Source organism: Streptomyces sp. NPDC003034, from assembly GCF_053591375.1.
Genome location: NZ_JBSFTS010000003.1, coordinates 345708 through 370717 on the forward strand (window position 1 = coordinate 345708; position 25010 = coordinate 370717).

The following is a 25010-nucleotide window of genomic DNA, read 5'->3' on the forward strand; positions in this document are numbered from 1 at the left end:
GACCTGCACGAGTGGGGCCTCCAGCCGAGTCGCTGGGATCGTAGGCGATGGGGGCGGGCCCGCCAACCCGTGTGGGGTGGCGGGCCCGCGCTCTGCTGGCAGGGTTATGGGGTGGGAATGTTAGGCACCGGAACGGGCAGCGGTAGCGGAGCCGTACCGAGGCTGGGGATGGTCCAGGTCTGGGCCGGGGACCGGTTGCAGTCAAAGAGCCAGAGCTGGCGGCCGGGTGTGGTGTCGTAGCTGCCGAGGTCGATGCAGCGACCGGAGACGGGGTTGTAGAGGGCGCCGTTGGCGCGAGGGAGGAACTGCTGGCTCTTGGAGCTCGGGTCGCAGGTGCGAAGCTCGATGAGCGTGGTGTTCGTGGTGCCGCCCGCGGCCGCGTTGAGGCACTTGCCGTGCGTCTGGATGGTGCCGTCGTTGCGGATCTGGAACTGTTGGGCGTTCGTACCGTTGCAGCCGGCGATCTGGATCTTGTTACCGTCGATCGCGCGGTCGTAGTCGTTGTCGACGCAGTTCGTCGCGGCGCCTGCCAGGTGGATCGGGCTGGACGCACTGGGGGCGGTGATCGAGGCGGCATACGGATAGACGGCGAGGTTGCTGACACCGCCGACGAAGCCGTTGCCGGTCAGGGAGTGGGGCTGGCCGTCCTTCTTGTACCGGCCCATGACGAGCGGGCCGCTGGGCACAGCACTGGTTGTGGCGTCATGGTGCCCGGTACTCGCGAGGGTGCCATTGACGTACAGACGCATCAGGCCGGTATGGGCGTTGTAGACGGCGGAGATGCGGGTCCACTCGCCGGGGGTGAAGCGCGCGGCGCTGTTGACGGCGAGGTCGGTCCAGTCGTACATGAGACCGTCCGTGTCACCACGGGCGATGGCGAAGCGCCAGGCCTGGCCGATGTGGTCCGCATAGAGGAGGAAAGCGCTGCTCCTTGTGCCGTCCTGGCTGGCGATGATGCCGCCGTTGACCGTGTCGGCCTTGGCCCACGTACTGATGGTGAAGCTGCCCCGCGTGTCGACGGCTTTGGTGGTGCTGGCGATGGTCGAGGCAGGGCCGTTGAACGCCGCGTAGGTGGTGTCGCGACCGCCGATGGCCTGCTGGGTGAAGGTAATTCCAGCGGTGGTGGCGGGATTGGTGCCGGCGGGCGCAGTGGCGGGGTCGAGTCCGATCTCGTCACGTGTCTTGGTGCCCGTCTGGCCAGTGAGACCCCACTGGGCGGTAGGCCGGTTCAGGTCGGCCAAGGTGACGGGTGAGGTGTCGACGCCGGTGACGGTGGGGTGGGGAACGCTGCTGTCGGGGCGGGTACCCGTACCGGAGAACGAGACGAGCTGTTGGTTGGTGTCGACGGCCCACAGGTCCGGGATTTCGTCGCCGCTGATGTCACCCACGGAACCGACGCGAGGATAGGCCTTCGGATCGACCTTGCCCGAGATCAGTCCCGCAGCCGGGTCCGTGAAGCCGGTGAGGTCGGTGGCGCCCTTGACGGTGAAGGCGTGCATGGTGCCGCCATCGGTCTTCGAACGGGCCCACAGGGTGGGGAAGGCCGTGCCCTGGGCGCGGCCGGGGGCGATCAGCTCGTAGCCGTCCCACTTGGTGTCGTTCCCGGAGAGCAGGATCGCCTGGGAAGCCAGCTGGTTGTTGGTGCCGGCGGTGGCGAGCCACAGACGCCCGTCCTCGACGAACAACAAGGAGGTCTGGGGGAGAGAGTCGCTGGGTTCGCCGCCGACCCCGCCGAATGCCGCGATCTGGGTTACCTTGGCCCAGTTGGCGCCGTAGCCGTAGGTGGCGCAGGGGATGGCCGTTTTGCCCGAATTGAGGCAGCTGGTGGGCTTGGCGATCGCGAGGGGCGCCTGCCCGTCGAACCAGCCACCATTGCCGTCGTTGGGGTAGATGTACAGGTTGGCGCTGCCGGACTGATGGGCGAAGAGGTCGTCGACAGTCTTACGGCCGAGGCTGCCCCGGTGACTGATCTGGATTCCGTTCCAGTTCCCCGTGTTGCCGACCGCCGTGACCATCTTGGCGCGGGGCGCGCCGTACGGGTCTTCACCGCCACCGAATTTGCGCAGGTCCCCGGCCGAGTCGGGCAGCAGGATGTCGGGCTTGTTGTCTCCGGTGATGTCACCGAAGACGGCTTTTTTGGCGTCGGGGTTCGAGGGTGCGTAGTAGCTGTAGACGAAGGGCTGGGACATGTTGCCCGCGTTGTCCTGGGTCTGCAGGTACACGTAGTTGGTGCCCCACCGCGGCGGGGTGACCGTGATGGTGGCCTTGCCACCCGTCAGCTTGGTGATGCCGGGTGCGGTGTCGGTGCACTTCCAGCCGGTGGCGGCTGCCTTCACGGGGTCGGTGGTCCAGCGGGCGCAGGCCAGGCCGGAGCTACGGCCGCCACCGACGGGGCCGGGGTCGGCGCCTGTGAGGGTGAAGATGCCCGGATCGCCGGCGTACTTGGGGTGGGCTCCGATGGTGCCGGAGGCGGGGAAGTCGGTGGAGGTGACGGTGGCCGTCGGCGGGGTGCGGTCGACGCGGAAGAAGCACATCTCCGTGTTGGCGCTGGTGAGCGTGCCGTCCGTGGTGCGGGCCTGCCAGCCGTACTGGTGGCCGTCGGTCAGCTGGCCGATGTCGACGGAGACGGCGCCGTAGCTGCTCTGCCATCCGGTCTCGGCGTACTTGCTCTCACCGCCCTTGTCGTCGTCCCAGTACTGGAAGGCCGTCCACAGCTGCTTGCCGGTGGCCGAGTACGTGGAGGTGGTGAGGGTGATGTTGTTGTTGGCGCCGACCCAGCCCGGGTTGTCCCACGGGTTTGCGGTGCCGGGGGTGCGGCAGTCGGCGTAGGAGCCGGTGTCGGCGAAGCCGGGCGTCGGGCTGGCGCGGGGCCACCAGATGGTGGGCGTGATGTCGTACTCGACGACGATGTGCGGGGTGTTGCTGAACCGCTGCCGGTAGTACTTGTTGTACTCGTCATCCGGGGCGAGCCCGAGGGTGACAGTGGGCCACTGGCTTCGGACGGCGGTCTTCACCAGCCCCGTGACGTCGAACTGGATGTCACCTGATCCGGACATGTTCACCGTCCCGACCTTGGCGCAGCCGCCCATGCGCGAGGCTTTGGCGCAGGGCTGCTGGTTCCAGCTGGTGGGATTGCTGATGAAGTTGGTGGAGTAGAGCCCCATGGGGGTGACGGTGCTCGGGCTGGCGGACGAGACGACGGTCGCGTGGAACATCGCGCTGATGACCTCGCTGCCGTGGAGCCTGGAGTCCATGCCGATCTGGAAGTAGGCCCGGGAGCGTCCCTCCCTGTCACACGGCGGGTTGCCGACGATGTAGCCGCAGTAGCCGGCTGCGGGCTTGTCCTGCCCGTACTGGGTTCCGTTGAACTCGTTGGTGTCCGGATACGCTTCCTGGACCTGGGCCCAGGCCTGGTTGGCGTTGTCGAGCGTCGGGTTCCAGCCCGGGTCGATGTACCAGGGCCCGTTGCCCTGGCCGAGGAGACTGGCATCGGGGACCAGCTGGATGCCCTGGGCGTTGACGGTCGTGTCGATCTTCTGCACCGTCGCGCCCGTGCCGGGACCGTCCGTGCTTGACGGCGTCGAGGTGTCCTCGGCCGAGGCGGACTGCATGGCCGTGCTGGCCCCGGCCGACTTCGAGAGCGTGGCGGGCGCAGGGGCAGCAGGGCCGGGCGAGTTCCACATCAGCGGGGTCGGGGCGGAGAAGCGGCTCTTGCCCTGGGCGTCGGTGGCCTTGAGGTTGCCGGCGTTGTCCGCGCTCACGGTGAGTCCGTCAGCCTCGACACTCAGCTGGAGCTTTTTGACCGCCGGGTTCGCGGCGGCCTCTGGGGTGCGGACGATCAGGACCTGGCGCCAGCCGCCGAGCGTCGTGGCGCTGAGTTCGAGGTCGACGTCGGGCAGGACCGAGGGGTAGAGGGCGCTGTCGCCGTTGAGGGTGGGCTTGGGCAGCGGGAAAGGAGCCTTGAGAGCGAGCTTCTTTCCGTCAGCCGTCACCATGGTGGCCATCGGGCCGGTGCCGCCGCCGGAGAGGGTGAGCTGGGAGGGAACGGCCACCGGTGCGACGGTGCCATCGGCATTGGCCCGGAGGGTGGCGTCGACCGCCTGCCAGCTTCCGGTGGTGGTTCTGACGCGCTGAGGCACTGGCGCGGTGTCCGTGGTGAACGTGCCGTTCGGTGTGGCGGAGGTCTGTGAAACAGCCGTTGTGAGGTGGTCGATGACAACCGGCTTGCCACTGCTCTTGGCCTGCGATGCCGCGGCGTCGACCGCTGCCGCCTCCGCAGAAGGAGGACGAGGCGCAGGGGCCGGCCACGCACTGTCGGAGGGCCCGTGGCCTCGGGCGTCGTCGGCGTGAGCCGGGGGCCCCAGGAGGAGGCCGGCTCCCAGAGCCAGTGTCGCGGCGCCGGCCACCGGCAGCGTGAGCACGCGGGATGTCCACCGTCTGCGGAGGCCGCCTGGGCTGAAGAGTCGTGAACGGATTGCTGGCCTCATGGCGGAGGTCCTCGCTGTGAGCGGAATGTGAGCAGAAGTCAGCCGCACATTCCCTCCCTGACTGCAAAGCTGTCAACAAAATGTGAGAGCAAGCTGTCCCCTTCGCGGCGTGAAATGCCAACTTGTCTGCTGAGTGACATTGCCCACGTGAGAAAATCCTTAGAAAACTCTTACGTGTCGAACTTCCGATCCCTACAGTGCGTCTGATCCGGGCCCAGCTGGTCCGGCCTTTTTCATGTTCCGGTTTCCTGTGGGGGGATCCAGTTGTCTCGTCGGAGTGGCTTTGCCGTGCGTTCTCAGCACGGTCGAGCACGGGTCGCGGTGGTCTCCGCGCTCGCTGTTCTCGTCTCTGGCCTGGGTCTTCCCGCGGTCCAGGCAGCTGACAGACCGCCAAAGGTGTGGGTCCCACCGAAGACCGCACTGCCCAATGCGAAGGCGGTCAAAGGCTCCGACGCCAAGCCTGCCGCGAAGGAGGAGCCTGCGGGCAAAGCGTGGAAACCAGCCAAGAAATCAGAAACTCCCGCCGGTTCCACGAAAGTTGCGGTAGGGGCGCGGCCGGCGTCCCAGCCCGTCAGCGGTTCGGGAGCCGTCCAGGCCGACGGCCTGCCCGTGTGGGTCGCACCCGGAAATGACGCAAAGTCGACAGCGCCGGTGTCCACCCTTGCCACGTCTCCCTCCGCCAAGGGAACAGGCAGTCTCAAGGTCGAGGTCAAGGACGCGGCCAAGACCCGCGCCGCGGGCGTCAACGGAGCCCTGATCGCTCTCACCGACCCCACAGGCGTTGCCGCCTCCGGCAAGGTTCAGGTCGGCCTCGACGTCTCGGCCTGGGCGAAGAACGCCGGAGCGAACTGGGCAAGCCGTGCCCGGCTGGTCCAGCTCCCCACGTGCGCGCTGACCACCCCGGGCGCTGAGGGCTGCACGACCCGCGCTCCGGTGGCCTCCCACCGTGACGCCTCCGGCCGCCTGGTGGCGGAGGTCGACGTACGCAAGAGCTCCAGCGGCTCGGTGTTCCTGCGCAAGCCCCAGCCCGAGGCGAAGTCGGCGCCTGCGGCCGCGCCGCAGATGATGGCCGCTCAGGGCGTGGCCCTCGGTGTGGAGCCGGGACCCTCCGGCAACCTCGGCGACTACTCCGCGACTCCGCTCCAGCCGTCGGCCTCATGGCAGGCGGGGGCGAACGCCGCGAACTTCACCTACGGCTACACGGCCGAAGTACCCTCGGCCATCGCGGGCGCGGCGCCGAGCGTCGTGCTCGGCTACGACTCCTCCTCCATCGACGGCCGTACCGCGTCGACGAACGCGCAGGCCGGTCTGATCGGTGAGGGCTGGGACTGGCACCCCGGCTCGATCTCCCGCTCGTACAAGGGCTGCAAGGACGCGGGCATCGCCGAGTCCGGTGACGAGTGCTGGGCCGGCGACATCCTGTCCCTGTCCATGGCCGGCCACGCCGGCCAGATCGTCCGCGACGATGCCACCTGTGTCTACCGGCTCCAAGGCGATGACGGCACGAAGATCGAGCGTCTCACCGGCCAGCGCAACGCGGCCTGGAAGGGCGAGGGCTTCAAGGTCACCACGACCGACGGCACCCAGTACTACTTCGGCGCCAACCGCCTGCCCGGCGGCGACGGCACCGACCCGGAGGCCAAGTCCGTCTCCACCGTCCCGGTGTACTTCAACAGCGGCCAGGACAAGTGCCTCGGCGCCGACACCCCGGCCAACGGCTCCTGGCAGCAATTGGGCTGGCAGTGGAACCTCGACTACGTCGTCGACCCGCACCAGAACCTGACCTCCTACCGCTACGAGCAGGAGAACAACTACTACGGACGCGGCGGCGGCCAGAACAACGGCACCGGCACGCCCACCCTCTACCAGCGCGCCTCCTACCCGACCTGGATCGGCTACGGCCAGCGCCTGCCCGCCCAGATCACCGCCAAGGGCACAGCCACCACCGCTGCCCAGATCTGGCTGCGCACCGCCGACCGCTGCTTCGGGACGAGCACCGCCTGCGACCCCGCACAGCGCAAATCCAACCCCACGGCCTGGGGCGACACCCCCGTCGACCAGGAGTGCGCGGCCACGGGCCAGTGCCTGAACCTGTCCCCGACGTACTTCTCCACCAAGCGTCTGACGAAGATCGACACCGAGGTCCTCGGCAGCGGCGGCTACCGCAACATCGACTCCTACGCACTCACGCAGCGCTTCGCCGACCCCGGTGACGGCACCTCACCCACCCTGTGGCTCGATTCCATCCAGCGCACCGCCACCAACGCCAGGGCCCCGCTGACCGTCCCGGCCGTGTCCTTCGGGGAACCGAAGCAGATACCCAACCGCGTCGACGGTGTCGTCAAGCGCCCCGACGGCAGCGATGCCGGTGCTTCCCGTTTCAACCGGCCCCGCATCCAGACGATCACCACCGAGACCGGTGGCCAGATCAACGTCGTCTACAAGGGCCCCGAGTGCTCGCGCGTCAGAGGCACCATGCCGGCGGCCGCTGACAGCAACACGATGGCCTGCATGCCGGTCAAGTGGTACCTGCCGGGCCAGTCCTTCCCCGACCCGGTCGACGACTGGTTCCACAAGATCGTCGTTCAGTCCGTCACCCAGCAGGACAAGGTCGCGGGCCAGGTCAGCACCGTCACGGACTACGAGTACGGCGGTGGCATCGCCTGGCACCGCAACGACTCCGAGTTCACCGACCCCAAGACGCGGACGTGGGACCAGTTCCGCGGTTTCGCGACGGTCACCACCCGCACCGGCAACGGCAACAGCGCCGAAGCCCCCCGCACCAAGTCCGTCGCCACCTTCCTGCGCGGCATGGACGGCGACTTCCTCGCCAATGGCACCAAGCGCACTGTGAACATCCCCGACGCGCACGGCGGCACCATCAAGGACGAGGAAGTCCTCTCCGGCTTCGTCCGCCAGACCCAGACCTACGACCGCGACGGTGGCAGCGTCATCGCCGACGAGGTCTCCACGCCCTGGCTCAGCGGCGTCACCGCGACCCGCGTTCAATCCGGTGGCATGCCGGCCATCACGGCCCGCGCCATGAACACCGGTAAGGTCACCAGCCGCGCCAAGCTCGCCAACAACACCTGGCGCATCAGCGAGCGGACCTCCACCTACGACACCACTCTCTTCTCCCGCCCCCTGCAGGTCGACGACAAGAGCGACCTGGCCCGCCCCGATCAGCGCCTGTGCACTTCCTTCGCCTACGCCGCGGGCCCCGGTGGCGCGCTCACCCAGCTGGCCGCCCGCACTCTGGTCCTCAAGGGTTCCGGCGGGTGCGCCCAGACCCCGACCGCGGCGAACACCGTCGGCGACACCCGCGCTTACTTCGACGGCAAGGCCTTCGGCGAAGCCGGTGGCACCGCCGACCAGACCGGTACCGAGGTTCTGGAGAAGTACGACGCCACGGGCAAGCCCCTCTACCGCCTGAACGTCACCTCCACCTACGACGTCTACGGCCGTGTCGCCACCACCACCAACAAGGTGCGCAAGGACGCCGCCCACCCGGACGGGGCCGTCACCAAGACCGAGTACCGCGCCCTGCCCAACGCGCTGCCCTACGAAGTCACCCACACCAACCCGCTCGGCTGGAAGACCACCACCGCCCTCGACACCGGCCGCGCGCTGCCGATGAAGACCACCGACGAGAACGGGCACGTCGCCGAGCGCGGCTACGACGCCCTCGGGCGCGTCACGGTCATCTGGCAGCCCGGGCAGGACCGGACCGTCGATCCGCCCGTCCGCAAGTTCTCGTACAGCATGAACGGCGTCAACGCGCCCACCACCGTTCTGAGCCAGACGCTCATGAACGACGACTCGTACATCTCCAGCTACACCATCTACGACGGCCTCGGCCGCATCCGCCAAACCCAGGCCCACACGCCCTCCGGCGCCTACGGCCGCATGATCACCGACGCCCTCTTCGACTCGCACGGCCGGCAGGTCAAGACCAGCGCGCCGTACTACAACGACCAGGCAGCTCCGGGCGGAGCCCTGTTCCTCCCCAACGGCGGTGTCACCCCGGACAACCACATTCCCGCCCAGACCGTCTCCGTCTTCGACGGCCTCGGCCGCACCACCGCCTCCGTCTTCCAGTCCTTCGGTGTTGAGCAGTGGCGCTCGAAGACTGAGTACCCGGGTGGGGACGAGGTCCGCACCACCCCGCCGGTCGGCGGCTACGCCACGGCGAGCATCAGCAACGGCACCACCTCCGTCCTGCGCCAGTACAAGACCAACACGCCGACCGGCACCGACTACGACGAGACGACCTACGAGTCGAACACGCAGGGGCAGGAGTTGCGCCGCAAGGATTCCGCGGGCAACGAGTGGACCTTCGCCTACGACCTCCTGGGCCGCACGGTGAAGACCACCGATCCGGACTCGGGCACCGCGACCACGGTCTACGACGACAGCAAGAACCTCGTCACCGTCACCGACGCCCGGGGCAAGAGCGCAACCACCGTCAGCGACCTCCTCGGCCGCACCACCGCCACCTACGAGGGCACGGCCGTCGACCCGGCCAAGCAGGTCGGCGCCTTCACCTACGACACCAGGCCCGGGGCCCTCGGCAAGCCGGCCACCACCACCCGCTTCACCGGCGGTGCGGCGGGCAACGCCTACGTCTCCGAGATCACCGGCTACGACAACGGCTACCGTCCGCTCGGCACCAAGGTCACCATCCCGGCCGTCGAGAAGCAGCTCGCCGGCACGTACGAAACGAAGAACACCTACGACAAGTACAGCCAGCTGAAGACGACCGAGCTGCCTGCCATCCCGGGAGCCGGACTCGCCGCGGAGACGCTCACCTACGGCAGCAACATCGCGGGCAGTTTCACCTCCCTCGACAGCACCATGGGCTCCGTCATCACGCCGTACGTCGTGGACATGCGCTACGACCCCTACGGCCGCGCCATCCGTACCACTCTGGGCGACACCGGCAAGCAGATCGTCTCCACGGTCGACTACGACCTGGCCACCGGCCGGCCCGTGCGCTCGACCCTGGACAAGCAGACCGCGACCAGGGCCAGCGTCGACGTCGTCGACTACACCTACAACCGCGTAGGCCAACTGACCTCCATCAGCAACACCCAGGACGGCGCCACCCGCGACCTGCAGTGCTTCACCACTGACTACCTCGGCCGCCTCACCCAGGCCTGGACCGACACCGGCACCACCACGACGGCGCCGCAGCCCAGCGTCCGCGGCATCGGAGGCTGCTCCAACAGCACCGAACCGAAGATTGATCTCACCGGCAAGCCGAGCGTGGGCGGACCGGCCCCGTACTGGCAGCAGTACGAGTACGACAAGATCGGCAACCGCACCAAGCTGACCAAGAAGGACGTCACCGGCAACACGGCCAAGGACACGACGGTCACCCAGACCTTCGGTACCGGCCCCAACACCGGTACCGGAACGGGCGGCCCGCACGCCCTGATGAAGTCCACCGAAACCAGTGCCGCCGGCACCAAGGTGACCTCTTACACCTACGACGCCACCGGCAACACCACCTCCATCACCAGCACCCCGGGCACCAAGACCCTGACCTGGAACGACCAGGGCAAGCTCGACAAGGTCATCGGCACCGGTGAGAGCGCCGGCACCAGCTACGTGTACGACACCGGCGGCAACCAGCTCATCCGCCGCGACCCGGGCAAGACCACGCTGAACCTTGGCGCGGACCAGATCTCCCTGGACACCACCACCGCCAAGGTCTCCAACGTCCGTACGTACGGCGCCCCGGGCGGCCTGTCCATCACCCGCACCACCACCGCCGGCACCTCCAACCTCACCTACCAGGCCTCCGACCACCACGGCACCAACGGCGTCCAGTTCAACGCCACCGACCTCGCCCAGGTCCGCCGCCCCGCCGACCCGTTCGGCAACGAACGCGGCACCCAGCCCGCCGCCGGAGTCTGGGCGGGCGACAAGGGCTTCGTCGGCGGCACGAAGGAGAAGGCCACCGGCTTCACCCTCCTCGGAGCCCGCGAATACGACCCCACCACCGGCCGCTTCATCAGCCCTGACCCCATCATCGACGCGGGCGACCCGCAGCAGTGGAACGCGTATGCGTATTCCAACAACGACCCGTTCAACAAGTCGGACCCCAGCGGCTTGGCCTACAAATGCGAGGAGGGCGAATGCGGCGGCTCTTCGTACATCAAGACCCAGACCCTGAAGAACCACAAAGAGACGAGCTCTCCGTCTCCCCGGGATGAGCTGGCCAGCGCCAACAATGAGGTCACCAAGCTCAAGAAGAAGCGCGACGAGCTGAAGCATGCCGTTGTCGACCTGGTCATGGACCTGATCGGCTACAACGACGCCCGTGACTGCTTCACCAAGGGCGACGTGATGGCCTGCATCAATACGGCCCTTAATTCGGTTCCCTGGGGCAAGCTCTTCAAGGCCATCAAGATCGGTATCAAGGCCTTCCAGATCTACAAAGAGCTCAACAAAACCTACGACGCCATCAACGCCGGCGAACGCAGGGCCGCCCAGGCCATGGAAGCCTTCACCAAGGCCAAGAAGGCCGAGGACGAGGCAGCCGCGGCAGCGGCCAAGGCGGCGAAATCAGGCGACACCAAAGCTGAATCAGCCAGCGATACCGCCGGCACAGAAAGCAAAGCAGCCAAGGCGGAAGACGACGTCGAGTCCCAAGGCAGTGGATCCGACGCCAAGAGCAGTTCCAGCGGGGCCTCCTGCGAAGTCGAGAGGAACAGTTTCCCCGCGGGTACCAAGGTTCAGATGGCCGATGGCGGTACCAAAGCCATCCAGGACATCCAGGTCGGCGACACCGTAATGGCAACGGACCCGCAGACCGGCGAAACTCGCCCGAAGCAGGTCACCGCCACCATCACGACCCCGGACGACAAGGAATTCACCGACCTCACCCTCACCGACGACGCGAGCCCCCGCGGCCCGCCCGTCGCGATCACCTCCACCTCTCACCACCCCTACTGGAGCGAGACCCGCCGCCAGTGGGTCAACGCAGGCAACCTCATCCGGGGCGAACAGCTCCACCAGCCCAACGGCTCCGCTCTCACGGTCCAGTCCACGCGCAATTACCCGTACGCGGTCACGACCCACAACCTCACCGTCGACGACTTTCACACGTACTATGTGCTGGCGGGGGCCACGCCCGTCCTCGTTCACAACTGCAATACTGCTGACCCGCACTCATTGAAGCCCACTCATGAGATCGAGGGAAATGCGTCTACCAAGAAGGTTAAAGCCTATCGTGACGACATGCGCAGGGGCGACTTTGACTGGGAGCAAAGCCCGATCTCGGTCGTGACGCACGAAGACGGGACGCAATACGTCGTAGATGGCCACCACCGGCTTGTGGCTGCCCGCATGGCGAATGTCGACGCCGTGGGCATCCGAGATGTAACCGCGCAATTGAATGATGGTGGATTTCTCGGCTACAAGAATATGGACGATGTGGTCGAGTCGGCATCGACGTTCTTGGGGAATCGACTGAACAGGAGAAAGTTGTGATCGGACTCAGCGCGACTCTCCTCCAGGGGGCCTTGGCGCACTTCTCCGAGGCTCGAGACGCCATGAGGCGTACCTTTTCGAGGGAAACTGCACTCGAAATCGTGTCGGCCGTGCGCCGTGGCGAAATTCCCCGAAAAGGTATATGCATCAATGGGTGCGAGTATTTTGTTCATGGTGCCGGGTATACGGTTGTGCTTCCTTCGGGTGGACAGGTGCATATTGATGGCGATCCGGAGGGCGATTTCTTCACCTCGTATGACATCTCCTTCTTCTTTGAGAGTTCCGGCGGCGCGCGCTATGGGAATTCTGACGTGAGGGATGCGTGTGAGGATTTCGCCGATCAGGGTATTCTTCAGAGAGTAGGCGTAGGTTACTCCCTTGTATCGCCAGGGGGCCACCTTCTATGAATCAAGCTCCTGACGTTTAGGTTCGGAAATCTGAAGCTCCGCCAGTGTGGCTGATGAGGCTTCAGAGGCGCTTGACGGCAGTAGTTGACGGCAACGGCGGCGGACACCTGGTGTCCGCCGCCGTTGCGGTACGTATGTCAGGGGTGGTCGAGGGCGCGGCCGAGGAGGTCGATGGCATCGCGCTGGAGGCGGAGTCGGACGTGGGCGTAGACGGTGGCGGTGACGCCGATGTGGGCGTGACCGAGGAGTTCCTTGATCACGACGAGTTCGATGCCCTGTTCCAGGAGCAGGGTGGCGGTCGAGTGCCGGAGGTCGTGGAAGCGGATGCGGCGGAGGCCGGCCTTGCGGAGGAGCGTGGTGAAGGCGCGGGTGAGGTTGGTCGGGTCGATCGATCCGCCCTGCGCAGTGGTGAACACGTGCCCGCTGTGCTGCCACGCGGTGCCTGCTGCCTCGCGCTCACGCTGCTGCTGTTCGTGGTGGAGTTTCAGCGACTGGACGCAGCGGGCGTTGAGGGCGATGCGGCGTTCGGAGGTCCGGGTCTTGGTGGGCAGCGTGGTGAGTCCGCCCGTGCTGGTGCGCTGCAAGGTACGGCGGATGGCGGCAGTACCAGCGTCGAGGTCGAGGTCTTCCCAGTGCAGGCCGAGGAGTTCGCCCTTGCGGAGTCCGGTGTGGAGGGCGAGTTCGAACAGGGCGTGCAGCCGGTGGCCTTGGGCGGTGGTGAGGAGCTGGCGGGCTTCGTTGGCGGTGAGGGGTTCGAAGCGCCGGGGCCGTGAGGTGCCGGTGCGGACGTTGCGAGCGACGTTGCGCGGGATCTCTTCCTCGCGGACGGCATGCTCCAGGGCGGACTTGAGCACGGAGTGGATGTAGGTGAGCGTCAGCGGGGAGAGCAGCTTGTGGCAGCACAGGCCGGCGGCACAGCAGCGGGGCTGGTCGCGCTGGGCGTCGATGCCGCGCGTGCAGCACTGGCAGGTGGTGCGGAGCTGATTGAGCCAGGTGCGGATGTCCTTGGCGGTGAGCTTGGTGAGCTTCTTCTTGCCGAGGCCGGGGATGAGGTAGCGGTTGACGCAGGTGGTGTAGCCGGTGTGGGTGTTCTCGCGGAGGTGGTGGACGGCGACGTTCTCCAGCCAATATGTCAGGTACGCGGCCACGCTGCCCTGTGCGGAGGGAACGGGGACGCCGCGGTTGCTGGAGGCGATCTTCTCGGTGAGCTTGGCCAGTGCGTCTTTGCGGGTGGTGCCGCAGACGTGGATGCGCTTGCGGGTGTTGCCGGGGGCGAGGACGTAGCCGGCGGCTTCCTAGTGTCCGTCCTTGCGCTGGTAGACGGTCCCGTCGCCGTTGGCGCGGACGCGGCGGGAGGGGACAGCTTCGCGGGGCGCGGTCATCAGGCGGCCCTACCTTCCTGCTTGGGCTGAGCGAGCCATTCGTAGGGTTGGCTCACCCAGGAGTGCCGGGTGTGGCTGATCGGGCGGTGCCCTCGATGGCTCTGGAGGCTTGGCCGCCCGGCACTCCGCGACGACTCGGCTGCTGATTGGGATGCGCGATTCGATCGCTGTGTAGGGCCACGCCAGCGAGGTCGTCTGCGGGACATGTTCATCAAGGAACCGGAGGCACAATGGGCCGCATCTGGGCCGGTACGGACATCGGCAAGGGACACCACCACTGCGTGGTGATTGACGAGGAAGGCCGGCGGCTGTTGTCCCGGCGTGTCGCCAACGACGAGACCGAGTTGCTCGCGCTGCTCGGCGAGGTCCTGGACCTGGGCGACGAGGTCACCTGGGCGATGGATCTGGTCGACGGCGGGGCGGCCCTGCTGCTGACGCTCCTGCTCGACCACGGTCAATCCGTGCTCTACCTCTCCGGCCGTGCGGTGAACCGGGCCTCCAGTGGCTACCGGGGCGAGGGCAAGACGCACGCCCGGGACGCCGCGATCATTGCGGACCAGGCCCGGATGCGCCGTGACCTGCACCCGATCCGTCCGGGGGACGAGATCACGACCGAACTCAAGACTCTCACCGCTCGACGGGCCGATCTGGTTGCCGACCGCACCCGCACTGTCAACCGTCTCCGCGAACAGCTGCTGGGCATCTTCCCGGCGCTGGAGCGGGCCTTCGACTACGTCAATCACAAAGGCGCCTTGGTCCTGCTGACCGGCTACCAGACCCCGGCCGCCCTGCGCCGCACCGGTGTCAAGCGTCTGGAGCGGTGGCTGGTCAACCGCAAAGTCCGTGGAGCCGACACCGTCGCCCGCGCCGCCGTCGAGGCCGCCTCGGCCCAGCACACGGCTCTGCCCGGTGAGAAGATCACCGCGCAGATGGTCCACACCCTGGCGAAGGAGGTGCTCGCCCTCAACGAGAAGGTCGCCGAGGTCGACAAGCTCATCGAGGGCCGGTTTCGCCAGCACCCGAGCGCCGAAATAGTCGCGAGCCTGCCTGGCATTGGTCCTCTGCTGGGAGCTGAGTTCCTTGCCGTCACCGGCGGTGACATGGACTACTTCGGCACTCCGGGCCGTCTGGCCGGCATGGCCGGACTCGCGCCGGCCCCCAGAGACTCCGGCCGCGTCAGCGGCAACCTGCATCGGCCGAAGCGATACCACCGCGGGCTGCAACGCGTCTTCTTCTACTCGGCGTTGAACAGCATCCGCTGGTGCGACGAATCCAGGCGCTTCTACCAGCGCAAGCGTGCCGAGGGGAAACGGCACACCCAGGCCGTACTGGCCCTCGCCCGGCGCCGGGTCAACGTCCTGTGGGCCATGCTCCGTGACCAACGGTGCTACGAACCCACACCGCCAGTCACGGCTGCTGCTTGACAACATCATTGGGAAGCTTCCTGGTCGAGGCGGGCGTGGATGAAGTCGGTGAGTGCCTGGGAGGGGATGCGGCGGGCGCGGCCGAGAGTGATCGAGGCAAGCCGCTGCATCCGGAGCAGGTCGTAGACAGCGGAGCGGCCGAGCTGGAGGCGGGCCATGACTTGGGGGACCGTCAGCAGTTCCTCCGTCGCGCCCGGCCCGTGGTGGAGCTCAGTGGGCTGGTGCGTGGCCATCAGCAGCCGCCTTCTGCCGCGAACTGTCGTTCCAGCTCTCGTCTGTGCCAGACAGCGGCGGCGAGGAGTGCCGCGCCGGGGCTGTAGCCCGAGCCCTGGTAGGCCCAGTGGCCGACGACGAGGGTGGTCGTCGGGTCGAGGTCGGGAAGGTCGGCGTGGAGGCGATCCTGTTCGGTGCGCCAGGCGCGGCGGGCGTCGCGGAGCGCGCCGAGGGTGACGGAGTAGCAGCGGGACTTGGTGGAGAAGTGGCCGCGGAAGCCGAGCATGTGCGCCCACTTCCAGAGCTTGAGGCCAGCGAACTCCGGCAGCTTGCCCAGCTCCCAGCAGGTGCGGATCATCTGCCGCACGTGACGGGCGACCGCGAGCCGAGGCGGGGGCCGGGCCTGTCCGGTGCCCTTGCAGGCGGTGCATGGAAGCCGGTTCCGTGGGGCAGGAGGGTGGCGCCGCGTCCCTGGCAGCGGCGGCAGTACAAGGCACGGTCGAGGGTGCCGGAGGCGTCTGCGGACTTGGTGGCGTACTTGGCCACGTAGGCGGCGACGGCCTGGTCGGTCAGTTCGGCGTCGGTGCCGAAGGCGGCGATTTCGCGTTCCCCGATCGCGTCCGACACGACGGTTACACGGACGCGGGTGGTAGCAGCTCGGATGGCAGCGGCGAGCAGGGTGACCGTGGCGGACGGAGGTGAGGCTGGGTGCTGCCGTTGGGGCCGTCGAGCCGGATGATGGCGTGGCGCCGGAGTCCGGCCCCGTACGCGGAAGCCGCAGAAGCCGCTGCAGCGGCGTGTGAGGTCGCAGGGTTGAGAGGTCTGCCAGTTGGTGTAGCGAAGACCAGCCCGCGGCCCGCCCCGGCCGTGGGTCGCGACGTCGTCTCACCTTTGCCTAGCCTCATGGGCCGATGCTGTCGTCCTCGCGTTGGGCGGAGCCGCAGATTTAAGGCAGGGGAGCCGGTACCGCGTACTGCCGATGCGCCCTGGGGTGGCAGAGCGGCCCAGGTTGACGAGAATAGCGGTTGCCGAAGCACGCCTCGCGGGCGGCGAGATATGTGGCAAGGTCACCGCTCAACGAAGTGCCGGCCGTGCACGAGTGGCTGCTTGCGCAGCCCCGCTTGCTCACACCCGGATACTCGTCGTGGCTTGATCAGGCGATGGGATGCGTCGTACGTGGCGGGTTCTGGACCAGGTCACTGGGGGGACCAGGACCCCGTGGGGGGTGGGGGGAGGCGGCCGGACTTGGTGTATTCGCGGTGGGCTCCCTCGCGGATGTCCGCGGGGGTTACCGGGCCGTCGCCGCGGACGCGGGCCGCGTAGCACGCGGTGAGGGCCGCCGAGCGGATGGATCCGCCGGCGAGTTCGAACTCCGCCGCGCACCGGGTCAGTTCAGCCTCGATGCCCGGCTCGGTCGGGGCTCCGGCCAGAGCGCCGCGCCACAGGCTCGCGCGCAGTTCGGCGTCGGGGAAGGGGAAGTCGACCACCAGGTCCAGCCGTCGGGTGAAGGCCTCGTCCACGTTGGCCCGCAGGTTGGTGGTGAGGACGGCGATGCCGTCGAAGGACTCCAGCCGCTGCAGCAGGTACGCGCTCTCCAGGTTCGCGTACCGGTCGTTCGCGCCCTGCACCCGCGAGCGCTTGCCGAATACGGCGTCCGCTTCGTCGAAGAGGAGTACCGCGTCGGTGCGGTCCGCCTCCGTGAAGATCCGTTCGAGGTTCTTCTCGGTCTCGCCGACGTATTTGTCGACCAGCGAGGAGAGGTCCACCACGTAGAGGTCCAGGCCCAGTTCGCCCGCCACGACCTCCGCCGCGAGGGTCTTCCCGGTGCCGGATTCCCCGGCGAACAGGGCCACGACCCCCCGGCCGCGTCCGCCGCCGGTCCGCAGTCTCCAGTCGCCGAGCACCACGTCCCGGTAGCGGGCCCGCCCGACCAGTTCGACCAACTGGGAGCGGGGCGACTCCGGCAGCACCAGGTCGGCGAAGCCGACCGCCGGCCGGACCTGTCGGGCATGCCGGCCGAGCAGCGGCGCCGACAGCCGGCGCGCGGTGAGGCGTACGTGCCGCGCATCCAGCGCGACGCCTTCCAAGGCGGCGAGCTCCCGGGCGCTCCGCGCCACCGCCCCGATCTGCTCCTCGCCGAGCCGGTACGAGGCGACGGCGTCGGCCACATCGCCCTCGAAGCCCGGCAGCTGCGCACGCCAGAGGTCGGTGGACGCGCCGCCCCGGGCCTCGTCCCCACCCCCGCCGCCGCTCCCGGGAACCGCAGCCGGAGCCTCCAGAGCGAGCAGGCAGACGCCCGCCGCCCCCGCCGCCCAGTCCGGATCGCAGTGCTCGTGACCCGCGAAGACCGAGGTGATGTCGGGGGCGGCGAGCGAGGAGATCAGCCTGCCCGGGTCCGGAGGCAGAGCGGTGACCACCACCGCCGTCCCGGATCCGCGCAGCCGGGCCTCGCGCCGCAGGGCTGGCCCGATCCCCGGATCCCCGTCCCCCGGCCGGTACAGCAGCACCGCCCGGCCCGCCGCCCGCAGCGCCCTGACCACGGGGAAGGCAGAACCCCCGCCGCGCCCCTCCCGCAGGTAAACGGTGACGGGCCGCCGCGACCGCCCCAGCAGGGCCGCCGGACCGGCCGGATCCGTGGGGCTCGCAAGGGGAAGGTCCGGCGCATCCGGTACGGGAGCCAACAGGGTGACCCCCGCCCGGCACAGCTCCTCGTCGAGGCCGTCATCGCCCAGTAGGTGGGCCACGACCCGCTCCGGGACCCGCAACGCCCGCCCCGGGAGCGGCCGGTCCTCGTCCTCCAGCGCGAGCAGGCCGCCCGCGATCAAGGGCGCCGAGGCGTGGAAGCGGCCCCGTGCCTGCGGCAGGTGGGGGCCGCTCCCGGCGAGCTCAAGGGCGAGCGCCACCGAGGCCCGGCGCCGCCCCACGTCGTCGTTCAAGTACGCGTAGAGCGGCTCGAAGCCGCGGTCCACGTCCGGGGCCAGGGCCGCCAGCAGGATCCGCAGATCCAACGCCGACAGGCCGAAGTCCCGTACAAGCGCGGCCAGTCGGTCCGGCGCTCCGTACGCGTCCGGCCCGCCAACGGGGTCCGGCGCCGCCTCCACCGGGTCGGACGCGGCCGAGTCCGGCAACGGCCCCGCGCCGGCTCCCACGCGCAGGGCCGTCTCGTGGGACACGTACAGCCCGCGCAGGGGATCGCGCGCCGTCGGATCGTCCGCCGAGCGCCGGGCGACCAGCTCGGTCGCCACCGCCCGCAGCGCCGCCAGCCGCCCCAGCAGAACGTGCCCCGCCTCACTCACCGGTCCTCCCGCGCGACGCCGTACGGTGCAGCGCCGTACGGTGCATGCGCGGCCGGGAATCGTCCGGTGCACCCGATGTACCCCGTACGGTGACCACCGCGCCTTCGGTGACCGGCGGCCCCACCGGGTAGGTGGGCGTGACCGGGAACGGAAGGGTGATCACGACATCGAGCGAGGGCTTGAGCTCGCCGCCGAGCGCCGACCAGACCTCCGCCAGCGAACGCGACTCGGCGGGCGGAACGCCCACCGTCAGCGCGATCACCGCCCGGTGTGCCCAAAGGGAGCTCGGGACCGCCTCCTCCGGCAGAGCCTCGTGGGGCAGCAGCGCGGCGAGCGCCGCGGACAGCATGCGGTGCTCGTCCTCGGGCCGGGCCGTCCACGCGGTGAGCAGGTAGGAGAGCCGGAACCAGCGCGGTGGCTGCCGCCGGCGCCGGACGATCCCGCTCTCGTCCCGCTCCGTGTACGGGCCCCGCTCCCGGCGGGACACGTCCTCGCGGATGTCGTACAAGTACGCGTTGAGCGTCGGGGTGTTGCGCCGGGCCGCCCACTCCCGGGTGGGGGCTTCGAGGGCGATCTCGCCCGTCCCCTCGGGCAGCGCGCCGCGGCGCAGCAGGCTGCGCAGTGCCTCGTCGATCTCGTGGATCATGTGATGTGGTGTCCTCGGTACGGCCGGAGCCCGCGCGGGCCCGACGGAAAGCGGCAGGCTGCCCGCATGCGTGGCGCGAGCGTCAGGTGTGGCAGAAGTGGCGGATGTGGCAGGAGGGGCGGGTGTGGCAGCGGGTGCCCCCGTGTCCGTGGCCCCGCGGAGCCCGAGACCCCGTGGCCCCGAGACCCCGTGGAGCCCGTCAGATGTAGCCCTCGCGCAGCGCGTACGCCACGGCGTGGGCCCGGTTGCTGAGCTGGAGCCGGGTCATCAACGCGTGCAGGATGTTCTTGACGGTCCGCTCGGAGTAGGCGAGCTTCTCGGAAACCTGCCGGGTGTCCAGCCCCTCCGCGAGCAGCCGCAGCACATCCGTCTCGCGCGGCGCCATGCCGAACATCGGAACGCCTCCCGCCCCCGAACAGGCCGCCGCGGTCTGCGACCGGCGCAGCCGGCCCACCTGGCCGAGCACGCGGCTGATCAGGTCCGGCGGCAGCACCCCCTCCCCGTGCGCGGCCTGCCGCACGGCCTTGACCAGCGTCTCCTCGGTGGCCTGATGGCGCCACACGATGGCCCGTACGCCGTACTCCACCACCGTGAGCAGATCCGGCTCGCGCAACTCGCCCGCGATGAGCACCACCCGCTGCTCCCCGCCGCGCAACAACCGGCGCAGTTCGGCGGCGGACTCCTCGTCGATCCGGTCGATCAGCATCACGGCCACGGTCGCGGCGGGCACGAGCCCGTCGCGCTCCCGGGACCGCGACACCACCTCGACGGTCGGCTTGTGCTGAAGATGGCTGACGACCCCGGCCCGGCTGAGCGGATCGGCGGCGTGGATGGTCACGGTGATGCGGTTGTTCGGCGCCGGCATGCGCGCTCTCCCTTCCCCCTGGACGATGTTGCTCGGCACACGGTGGCGCAGCGCGATCAACAGCGGGTAGGTGATCGATGGGTGCCCCGGCCCGGCACTCGGGCCCCGCCTCCCGGAAGGCCCCGCACCCGGAAGGCCCCACCTCCCGGCGAGGCCCCGCTCGCCCCCCTAGAGGGTGTCCAGTACGGCGCGCGCCTGCGCTGCCTCGGGTGGCCGGAGCGGTTCGAGGAGGGCGATGGCCCGCGTCAGGTGCTCCCGCGCGGAGTCGCGCTCGCCGAGGGCCGCCAGGGCCGTGCCGAGCAGCCGCCGGGCGCGGGCCTCCGCGAACAGCCAGCCCTTGGTACGCGCCAGCTCCAGGCACCGTTCGCCCAAGAGCGCCGCGTCCCGGGGCCGGTCCGCCGCCAGGTGGCAGAAGGTCTCCTCCAGGACGTGGAACAACTGCAGGGCGGAGTAGTGATGACGCGCCGCCAGCTCCGCCCCCTCCCGCAGACCCGCGATGCCCTCGTCGGGCCGCCCCCGCATCCGGGCGATGCCGCCCAGCGCGTACAGGGCGTAGATCTGCCGGAAGGGGTCTCCCGCCGCCCGCGCGGAAGCCAGGCTGGTGTGGCCCTGCTCGGCCGCCTCGTCGAGCCGCCCGGCCGCCGCCAGGGAGACGGCGCAGCAGGTGCGCGCGTTGCCGGCGCCCCAGTCGTTGCCGCACCGCTCACCGGTCTCGACGGCCTGCCGCTGCAGTGTCAGGGCCCGTTCGCTGTCGCCCCGGGCGAACCAGACCAGGCCCTGGCAGTTGCGGATCTCCGTCAGGACTGCCACGTCCTGCGAGAGCCGCGCATCGCGCTCCGCCTCGCGCAGCACCTGCTCGGCCTCGTCCAGTTCGGCGAGCTGGTACAGCGCCCCGCCCAGCATGTATCCCAGACGGCCTGCCGCCCGGACCCGCGTCTGTTCGCGTGCGAGCCGCAGCATCAGACGGGCGGGCTCCACCATCGCGTTCCAGAGGAACGAGCCGTCGAGCACCGGGTCGAGGGCGAGTACGAGGTCGGCCGCGAGCACCACGGACGACGGATCGGCCCGGACCGTCTGCACCGCGACCGCCAGGACGGACTGGTGCCGCGCCGTGAACAGACGCTGCCCCTGCCCTGGTTCAAAGACCGCGGTGCCCGCCGAGACCGTCGGGACGAGCAGGCGGGCCACCGGATGGCCGGGACGCTCGACGGCGTACGCGTTGCGGGCCGATGCCAGGAAGTGGTCGCACAGCCGGGCCAGCGCCGCGGCCTGCTCCCGGGGACCGTCCTCCCGCGCCGACCGGGCGCGGGCGAAGGCCCGCAGCAGGTCGTGGAAGCGGTACCGGCCCGGAGCGGGCGATTCCAGGAGCCCCAGCCCGGTCATCCGTTCCAGGCACTCCTCGGCCCGCGCGTGCGGCAGCCCGGCCAGCGCCGCCGCGTCCGCGACCTCCGCGTCCTCCTGTTCGGGCACCGCCAGGAGCCGGAACAGCCGGGCCTCGTCCTCGTCCAGCAGCTCGTAACTCAGCCGGAAGCATGCCTCCACCCCGTCCTCCCCGCCCGCCGTGGCGGAGAAGGGCGAGCGCCGGCCCTCCAGCAGCCCCAGGAACGCGGCCAGGGACCAGCCCGGCCGGGTGGCCAGCCGGGAAGCGGCGATCCGCAGCGCCAGCGGCAGCCCCCCGCACAGCTCGGCGAGGGCGGTGGCCTCGGCGGGCTCGGCCGCGATCCGTGCCTCGCCGAGGATCCGGCCGAGCAGGGTGACGGCATCGGCGGGCGCCAGGACGTCGAGCCGGATGCGCAGCGCGGCGGGGAGCTCGGGCAGGGTGCTGCGGCTGGTCACCAGGACGGCGCAGGCGGAGGATCCGGGCAGCAGCGGTTCGATCTGCGCGATGTCGCGGGCGTCGTCGAGTACGAGCAGGACGCGCCGGCCGGCCAGCCGGGAGCGGTACAGGGCGGCGCGCTCCTCGCCGTTCTCCGGAATCGCGGAGTCCAGGACGCCGAGGGCTCGCAGGAAGGAGGCGAGCACGCCTTCGGGTCGCGCCGGATCCTCCCGTACGCCGCGGAGGTTGGCGTAGAGCTGCCCGTCGGGGAAGTGTTCGCGCAGCCGGTGCGCGGCATGCAGGGCGAGGGTGGTCTTGCCGACACCGCCGATCCCGCCGACGGCGGAGATGACCACCGTCTCGGCGCCGTTGGGGCGCAGGACGCGCAGAAGGTCCTGCGTGGCATGGTCGCGGGCGGTGAAATCGCTGGTGGTGTACGGGAGTTGGGCGGGGGTCGGCAGTGTGGTGGCCCCGAATGGCGCCGGTCCGGCGTCGTGGGGCGCCTGCGGACCTCGTACGGTGGCCCTGCCTCCGTCGGCCCCTCGGGCCGCGCCGCCGGATCCGCCGCCGGATCCGCCGCCCGAGCCGCCGCCGGGCTCGCGGCCCGGCCCGTAACCGGATCCGCTGCCCGTTCCAGCGCCAGATCCGCCACCCATCCCGCCACCCATCCCGCCGCCCGTCCCGCCGTCCGAGGACCCGTCACCCGTCCCGCCGTCCGAGGACCCGTCACCCGTCCCGCCGTCCGGCACCCCGCCCCCGCCCTGTTCCGCCGGTGAGACGGTCGCCGCCCGGGCCGCGGCCGGCCGCCCGGCCCGCTCCAGGGCCGTGGACCGCAGGCTCCGCAGCCCCTCGTGCCGAGGATGTTCCGCGCACAGCATGGACAGCTCCGGGACCAGCTGGGCGTGCCGCCCCCGTGCCAGGTCCAGCTCCAGCCGCTCCAGCAGTACGGACAGCCGCAGCTCGGCCAGCCGCTCCCGCTGGATCCGGGCGAAGGGGCCCGGCAGCCCGGCCAGCGGCACCCCGCGCCACCGGCGCAGAGCGCTCTCCAGGAGCTCGGCCCCGCTGCCGAGGTCCCCGGCGGCCACCCGTGCGCGGGCCCGGGTCACCTCGGCCTCGAAGACGGTCAGGTCCACCGCCCCGTCCGCCACGCCGAGCGTGTACCCCCGCCCCTCGGTGGCGAGGCACGGCCCCACCACCTGGCGCAGCCGGTACACGTACGAGCGGACCGTGCCCGCCGCCGTCCTCGGACTCTCCTCGCCCCACATCCCGTCGATCAGCTCGTCCAGCTCGCTGACCCCCGGCCGCCGCACCAGGAGCATGGCCAGGAGCAAGCGCTGCTGCGGCGGCCCCAGCGCGAGCGGCTCCTCGCCCTGCCAGGCCTGCACCGGCCCGAGCAGAGAGAAGTACGGTATTGCGGAAGTGCTCAAGGCGGCCTCTCTGCGGTGAAACGCGCATCCCTCGGGGATCCGCGGTGAATGCTGAACCCCGGAGGGATGATCTTCACAGACGCGAGCAAAGGGATCGTCTGCTTCCGGCCAGCGCGGCCGCCCGCCCTGGCGTACGCCGTCCTGGCGCCCGCCGGCTCAGCGCCCGTCGGCTCAGCGCCCGTCGGCTCAGCGTGCGCCCTGCTCCGGCAGGTCGGCTTCGGCCGGGGCGACGGCGAAACCGCGTGGGGTGGCGGCCCCGCCGGACGGCTTACCGCAGAAGGCGGCTTCGAGCGTCCCGCCGAGCGCGGTGTTGGCCGCGCCCCTGTTCGAGGTGTTCGCCATGGCGGCCAGACTGCGGCGGCCGTCACGGGAGGCGAACGCGTAGGTGTAGAAACCTTGCACCGTGCCCGTGTGGCCGTACACCGACGTGCCGCAGGAGAGCTTGTAGCGGCGCAGTCCCAGGCCGTAGAAGCGGGTGCCCGCGGCGTCGGTCGGGCTCGTGGTGAGCATGGCGTCCAGCATGCGGGAGGTGAGCAGCCTGCCTCTGAGCAGCGCGGAGGTGAAGGTGTTCAGATCGGCCGGGTCCGAGATGATCGCCCCGGCGGACTGCGCCCACGACGCCGTCTGCTCGGTGGAGTCGACCAGGGGCGCTCCGGCCTCGTCCGGATGGAGGTAGCCGCGTGCGTGCAGCCCGCCGATGCCGGTCGCGGGATGGACGTAGGAGGTGTTGCGCAGGCCCAGCGGCTTGATGATGCGGCGGTCGTACTCCACGGCCACCGGGTTTCCGGTGGCCTTTTCGATGAGCATGCCGACCACGACGAAATTGGTGTTCGAGTACTTGTACGCCGCGCCCGGCTCCGTCGTCCGCGGCTCTTTGAGCGAGAGGGCGACGAGCTCCCGGTAGCTGAACACCCTCGTGCGGACCGCCTCGAATCCGGGAACGGTGCGCGCGAACATGGCTTCCGTGTAGTCCGCCAGCCCGCTCCTGTGGCGCAGCAGGTGGCGCACCGTGATCCGGTCGTCGGGCAGCAGGTCGGGCAGGTAGTGGTTGACCGGCGTGTCCAGCCGCATGCGGCCCTCGGCCACCAACTGCAACAGCACGACGGTGGAGAACGTCTTCGTGACGCTGCCGATCCGGAAGCGGGCCCGCGGATCCATGGCCGAGCCGGTGCTCTTGTCGCGTACGCCCACGGCCGCCGTCCGGGAGCCGCCCGGGCCCGTGAAGAGCGCCATGGCGCCGGGCGCACCACTGCCGGTCGTATCGCGCAGTGCCTGGACGAGGGCGTCGACGTCCGGCGCCGGGTGGCTGTTGAGCGCGGAATTCCGCGCCGTCCCGGCGGCGTGGGCGGCCGGGACCATGGTCACCGGCGCCACGCCGGCGAGCACGGTGAGCAGGGCGGCGCCGAGGGAGAGACGGCGTCGGTTCGGGGAGAGGTGCACGTGGTTCCTCGACGTGTTCGGTTACGCGGACGGGGGCACGGACGGCGGATCCACCGCCCGGCGCGCTCAGTTGGCGCGGGCGGAGCGACGCGAGCCTACGGAGGCGGAAC

11 protein-coding genes and 2 pseudogenes are annotated in these 25010 nt (G+C 69.8%); 3 read left to right on the plus strand and 10 right to left on the minus strand.

What is annotated here, in order from left to right:
- Positions 1-104: 104 nt before the first annotated feature.
- Positions 105-4139, minus strand: a complete 4035-nt coding sequence (locus tag ACWDX7_RS06135) for a ricin-type beta-trefoil lectin domain protein (protein WP_451488317.1) — start codon at positions 4137-4139, stop codon at positions 105-107.
- Positions 4140-5138: 999 nt separating this feature from the next.
- On the opposite strand from ACWDX7_RS06135, the gene ACWDX7_RS06140 reads away from it, so the two are divergent.
- Together ACWDX7_RS06140 and ACWDX7_RS06145 are read left to right on the plus strand one after the other, a co-directional pair.
- Positions 5139-11984, plus strand: coding sequence for a polymorphic toxin-type HINT domain-containing protein (locus ACWDX7_RS06140; RefSeq protein WP_451488318.1), 6846 nt, complete (start codon positions 5139-5141; stop codon positions 11982-11984).
- Positions 11981-12391, plus strand: coding sequence for a DUF6896 domain-containing protein (locus ACWDX7_RS06145; RefSeq protein WP_451488319.1), 411 nt, complete (start codon positions 11981-11983; stop codon positions 12389-12391). Before ACWDX7_RS06140 ends, ACWDX7_RS06145 begins: the two co-directional genes overlap by 4 nt.
- A 137-nt stretch (positions 12392-12528) precedes the next feature.
- Here ACWDX7_RS06145 and ACWDX7_RS06150 read toward each other — a convergent pair.
- A pseudogene (locus ACWDX7_RS06150) lies at positions 12529-13773 on the minus strand (tyrosine-type recombinase/integrase).
- A gap of 230 nt (positions 13774-14003) precedes the next feature.
- Between ACWDX7_RS06150 and ACWDX7_RS06155 the strand changes: the two are divergent.
- The gene (locus ACWDX7_RS06155) at positions 14004-15197 is read left to right on the plus strand and encodes an IS110 family transposase (protein ID WP_451488320.1); all 1194 of its coding nucleotides are present in this window, start codon (positions 14004-14006) and stop codon (positions 15195-15197) included.
- Between the two features lie 5 nt (positions 15198-15202).
- On the opposite strand, the gene ACWDX7_RS06160 is transcribed toward ACWDX7_RS06155, so the two are convergent.
- From ACWDX7_RS06160 to ACWDX7_RS06195, 8 genes and pseudogenes are all read right to left on the minus strand, one after another.
- Positions 15203-15430: a helix-turn-helix domain-containing protein gene (locus ACWDX7_RS06160; RefSeq protein ID WP_451488321.1), complete on the minus strand. Its 228-nt coding sequence runs from the start codon at positions 15428-15430 to the stop codon at positions 15203-15205.
- Positions 15430-15768: a replication initiator gene (locus ACWDX7_RS06165; protein ID WP_451488322.1), complete on the minus strand. Its 339-nt coding sequence runs from the start codon at positions 15766-15768 to the stop codon at positions 15430-15432. Before ACWDX7_RS06165 ends, ACWDX7_RS06160 begins: the two co-directional genes overlap by 1 nt.
- A pseudogene (locus ACWDX7_RS06170) lies at positions 15765-16115 on the minus strand (replication initiator); the annotation flags it as partial. The pseudogene ACWDX7_RS06170 and the gene ACWDX7_RS06165, both read right to left, overlap by 4 nt.
- 491 nt (positions 16116-16606) lie before the next feature.
- Positions 16607-18706, minus strand: a complete 2100-nt coding sequence (locus ACWDX7_RS06175; RefSeq protein ID WP_451488323.1) for an ATP-binding protein — start codon at positions 18704-18706, stop codon at positions 16607-16609.
- The gene (locus tag ACWDX7_RS06180) at positions 18699-19352 is read right to left on the minus strand and encodes a DUF4255 domain-containing protein (protein ID WP_451488324.1); all 654 of its coding nucleotides are present in this window, start codon (positions 19350-19352) and stop codon (positions 18699-18701) included. The genes ACWDX7_RS06175 and ACWDX7_RS06180 overlap by 8 nt, the downstream gene beginning before the upstream one ends.
- A gap of 199 nt (positions 19353-19551) precedes the next feature.
- The gene (locus ACWDX7_RS06185) at positions 19552-20217 is read right to left on the minus strand and encodes a response regulator transcription factor (RefSeq protein WP_451488325.1); all 666 of its coding nucleotides are present in this window, start codon (positions 20215-20217) and stop codon (positions 19552-19554) included.
- Between the two features lie 168 nt (positions 20218-20385).
- Positions 20386-23460, minus strand: coding sequence for an AfsR/SARP family transcriptional regulator (locus tag ACWDX7_RS06190; protein WP_451488326.1), 3075 nt, complete (start codon positions 23458-23460; stop codon positions 20386-20388).
- Positions 23461-23646: 186 nt separating this feature from the next.
- Complete coding sequence (locus ACWDX7_RS06195; protein ID WP_451488327.1) at positions 23647-24900, minus strand: serine hydrolase domain-containing protein; 1254 nt, start codon at positions 24898-24900, stop codon at positions 23647-23649.
- Positions 24901-25010: the final 110 nt, after the last annotated feature.

Excerpts from the sequence above, each read along its gene's own strand:
- ACWDX7_RS06185 (WP_451488325.1), bottom strand. The coding sequence starts at position 20,217 with ATGCCGGCGCCGAACAACCGCATCACCGTGACCATCCACGCCGCCGAT.
- ACWDX7_RS06165 (WP_451488322.1), bottom strand. The coding sequence starts at position 15,768 with ATGATCCGCACCTGCTGGGAGCTGGGCAAGCTGCCGGAGTTCGCTGGC.
- ACWDX7_RS06155 (WP_451488320.1), top strand. The coding sequence starts at position 14,004 with ATGGGCCGCATCTGGGCCGGTACGGACATCGGCAAGGGACACCACCAC.
- ACWDX7_RS06160 (WP_451488321.1), bottom strand. The coding sequence starts at position 15,430 with ATGGCCACGCACCAGCCCACTGAGCTCCACCACGGGCCGGGCGCGACG.
- ACWDX7_RS06180 (WP_451488324.1), bottom strand. The coding sequence starts at position 19,352 with ATGATCCACGAGATCGACGAGGCACTGCGCAGCCTGCTGCGCCGCGGC.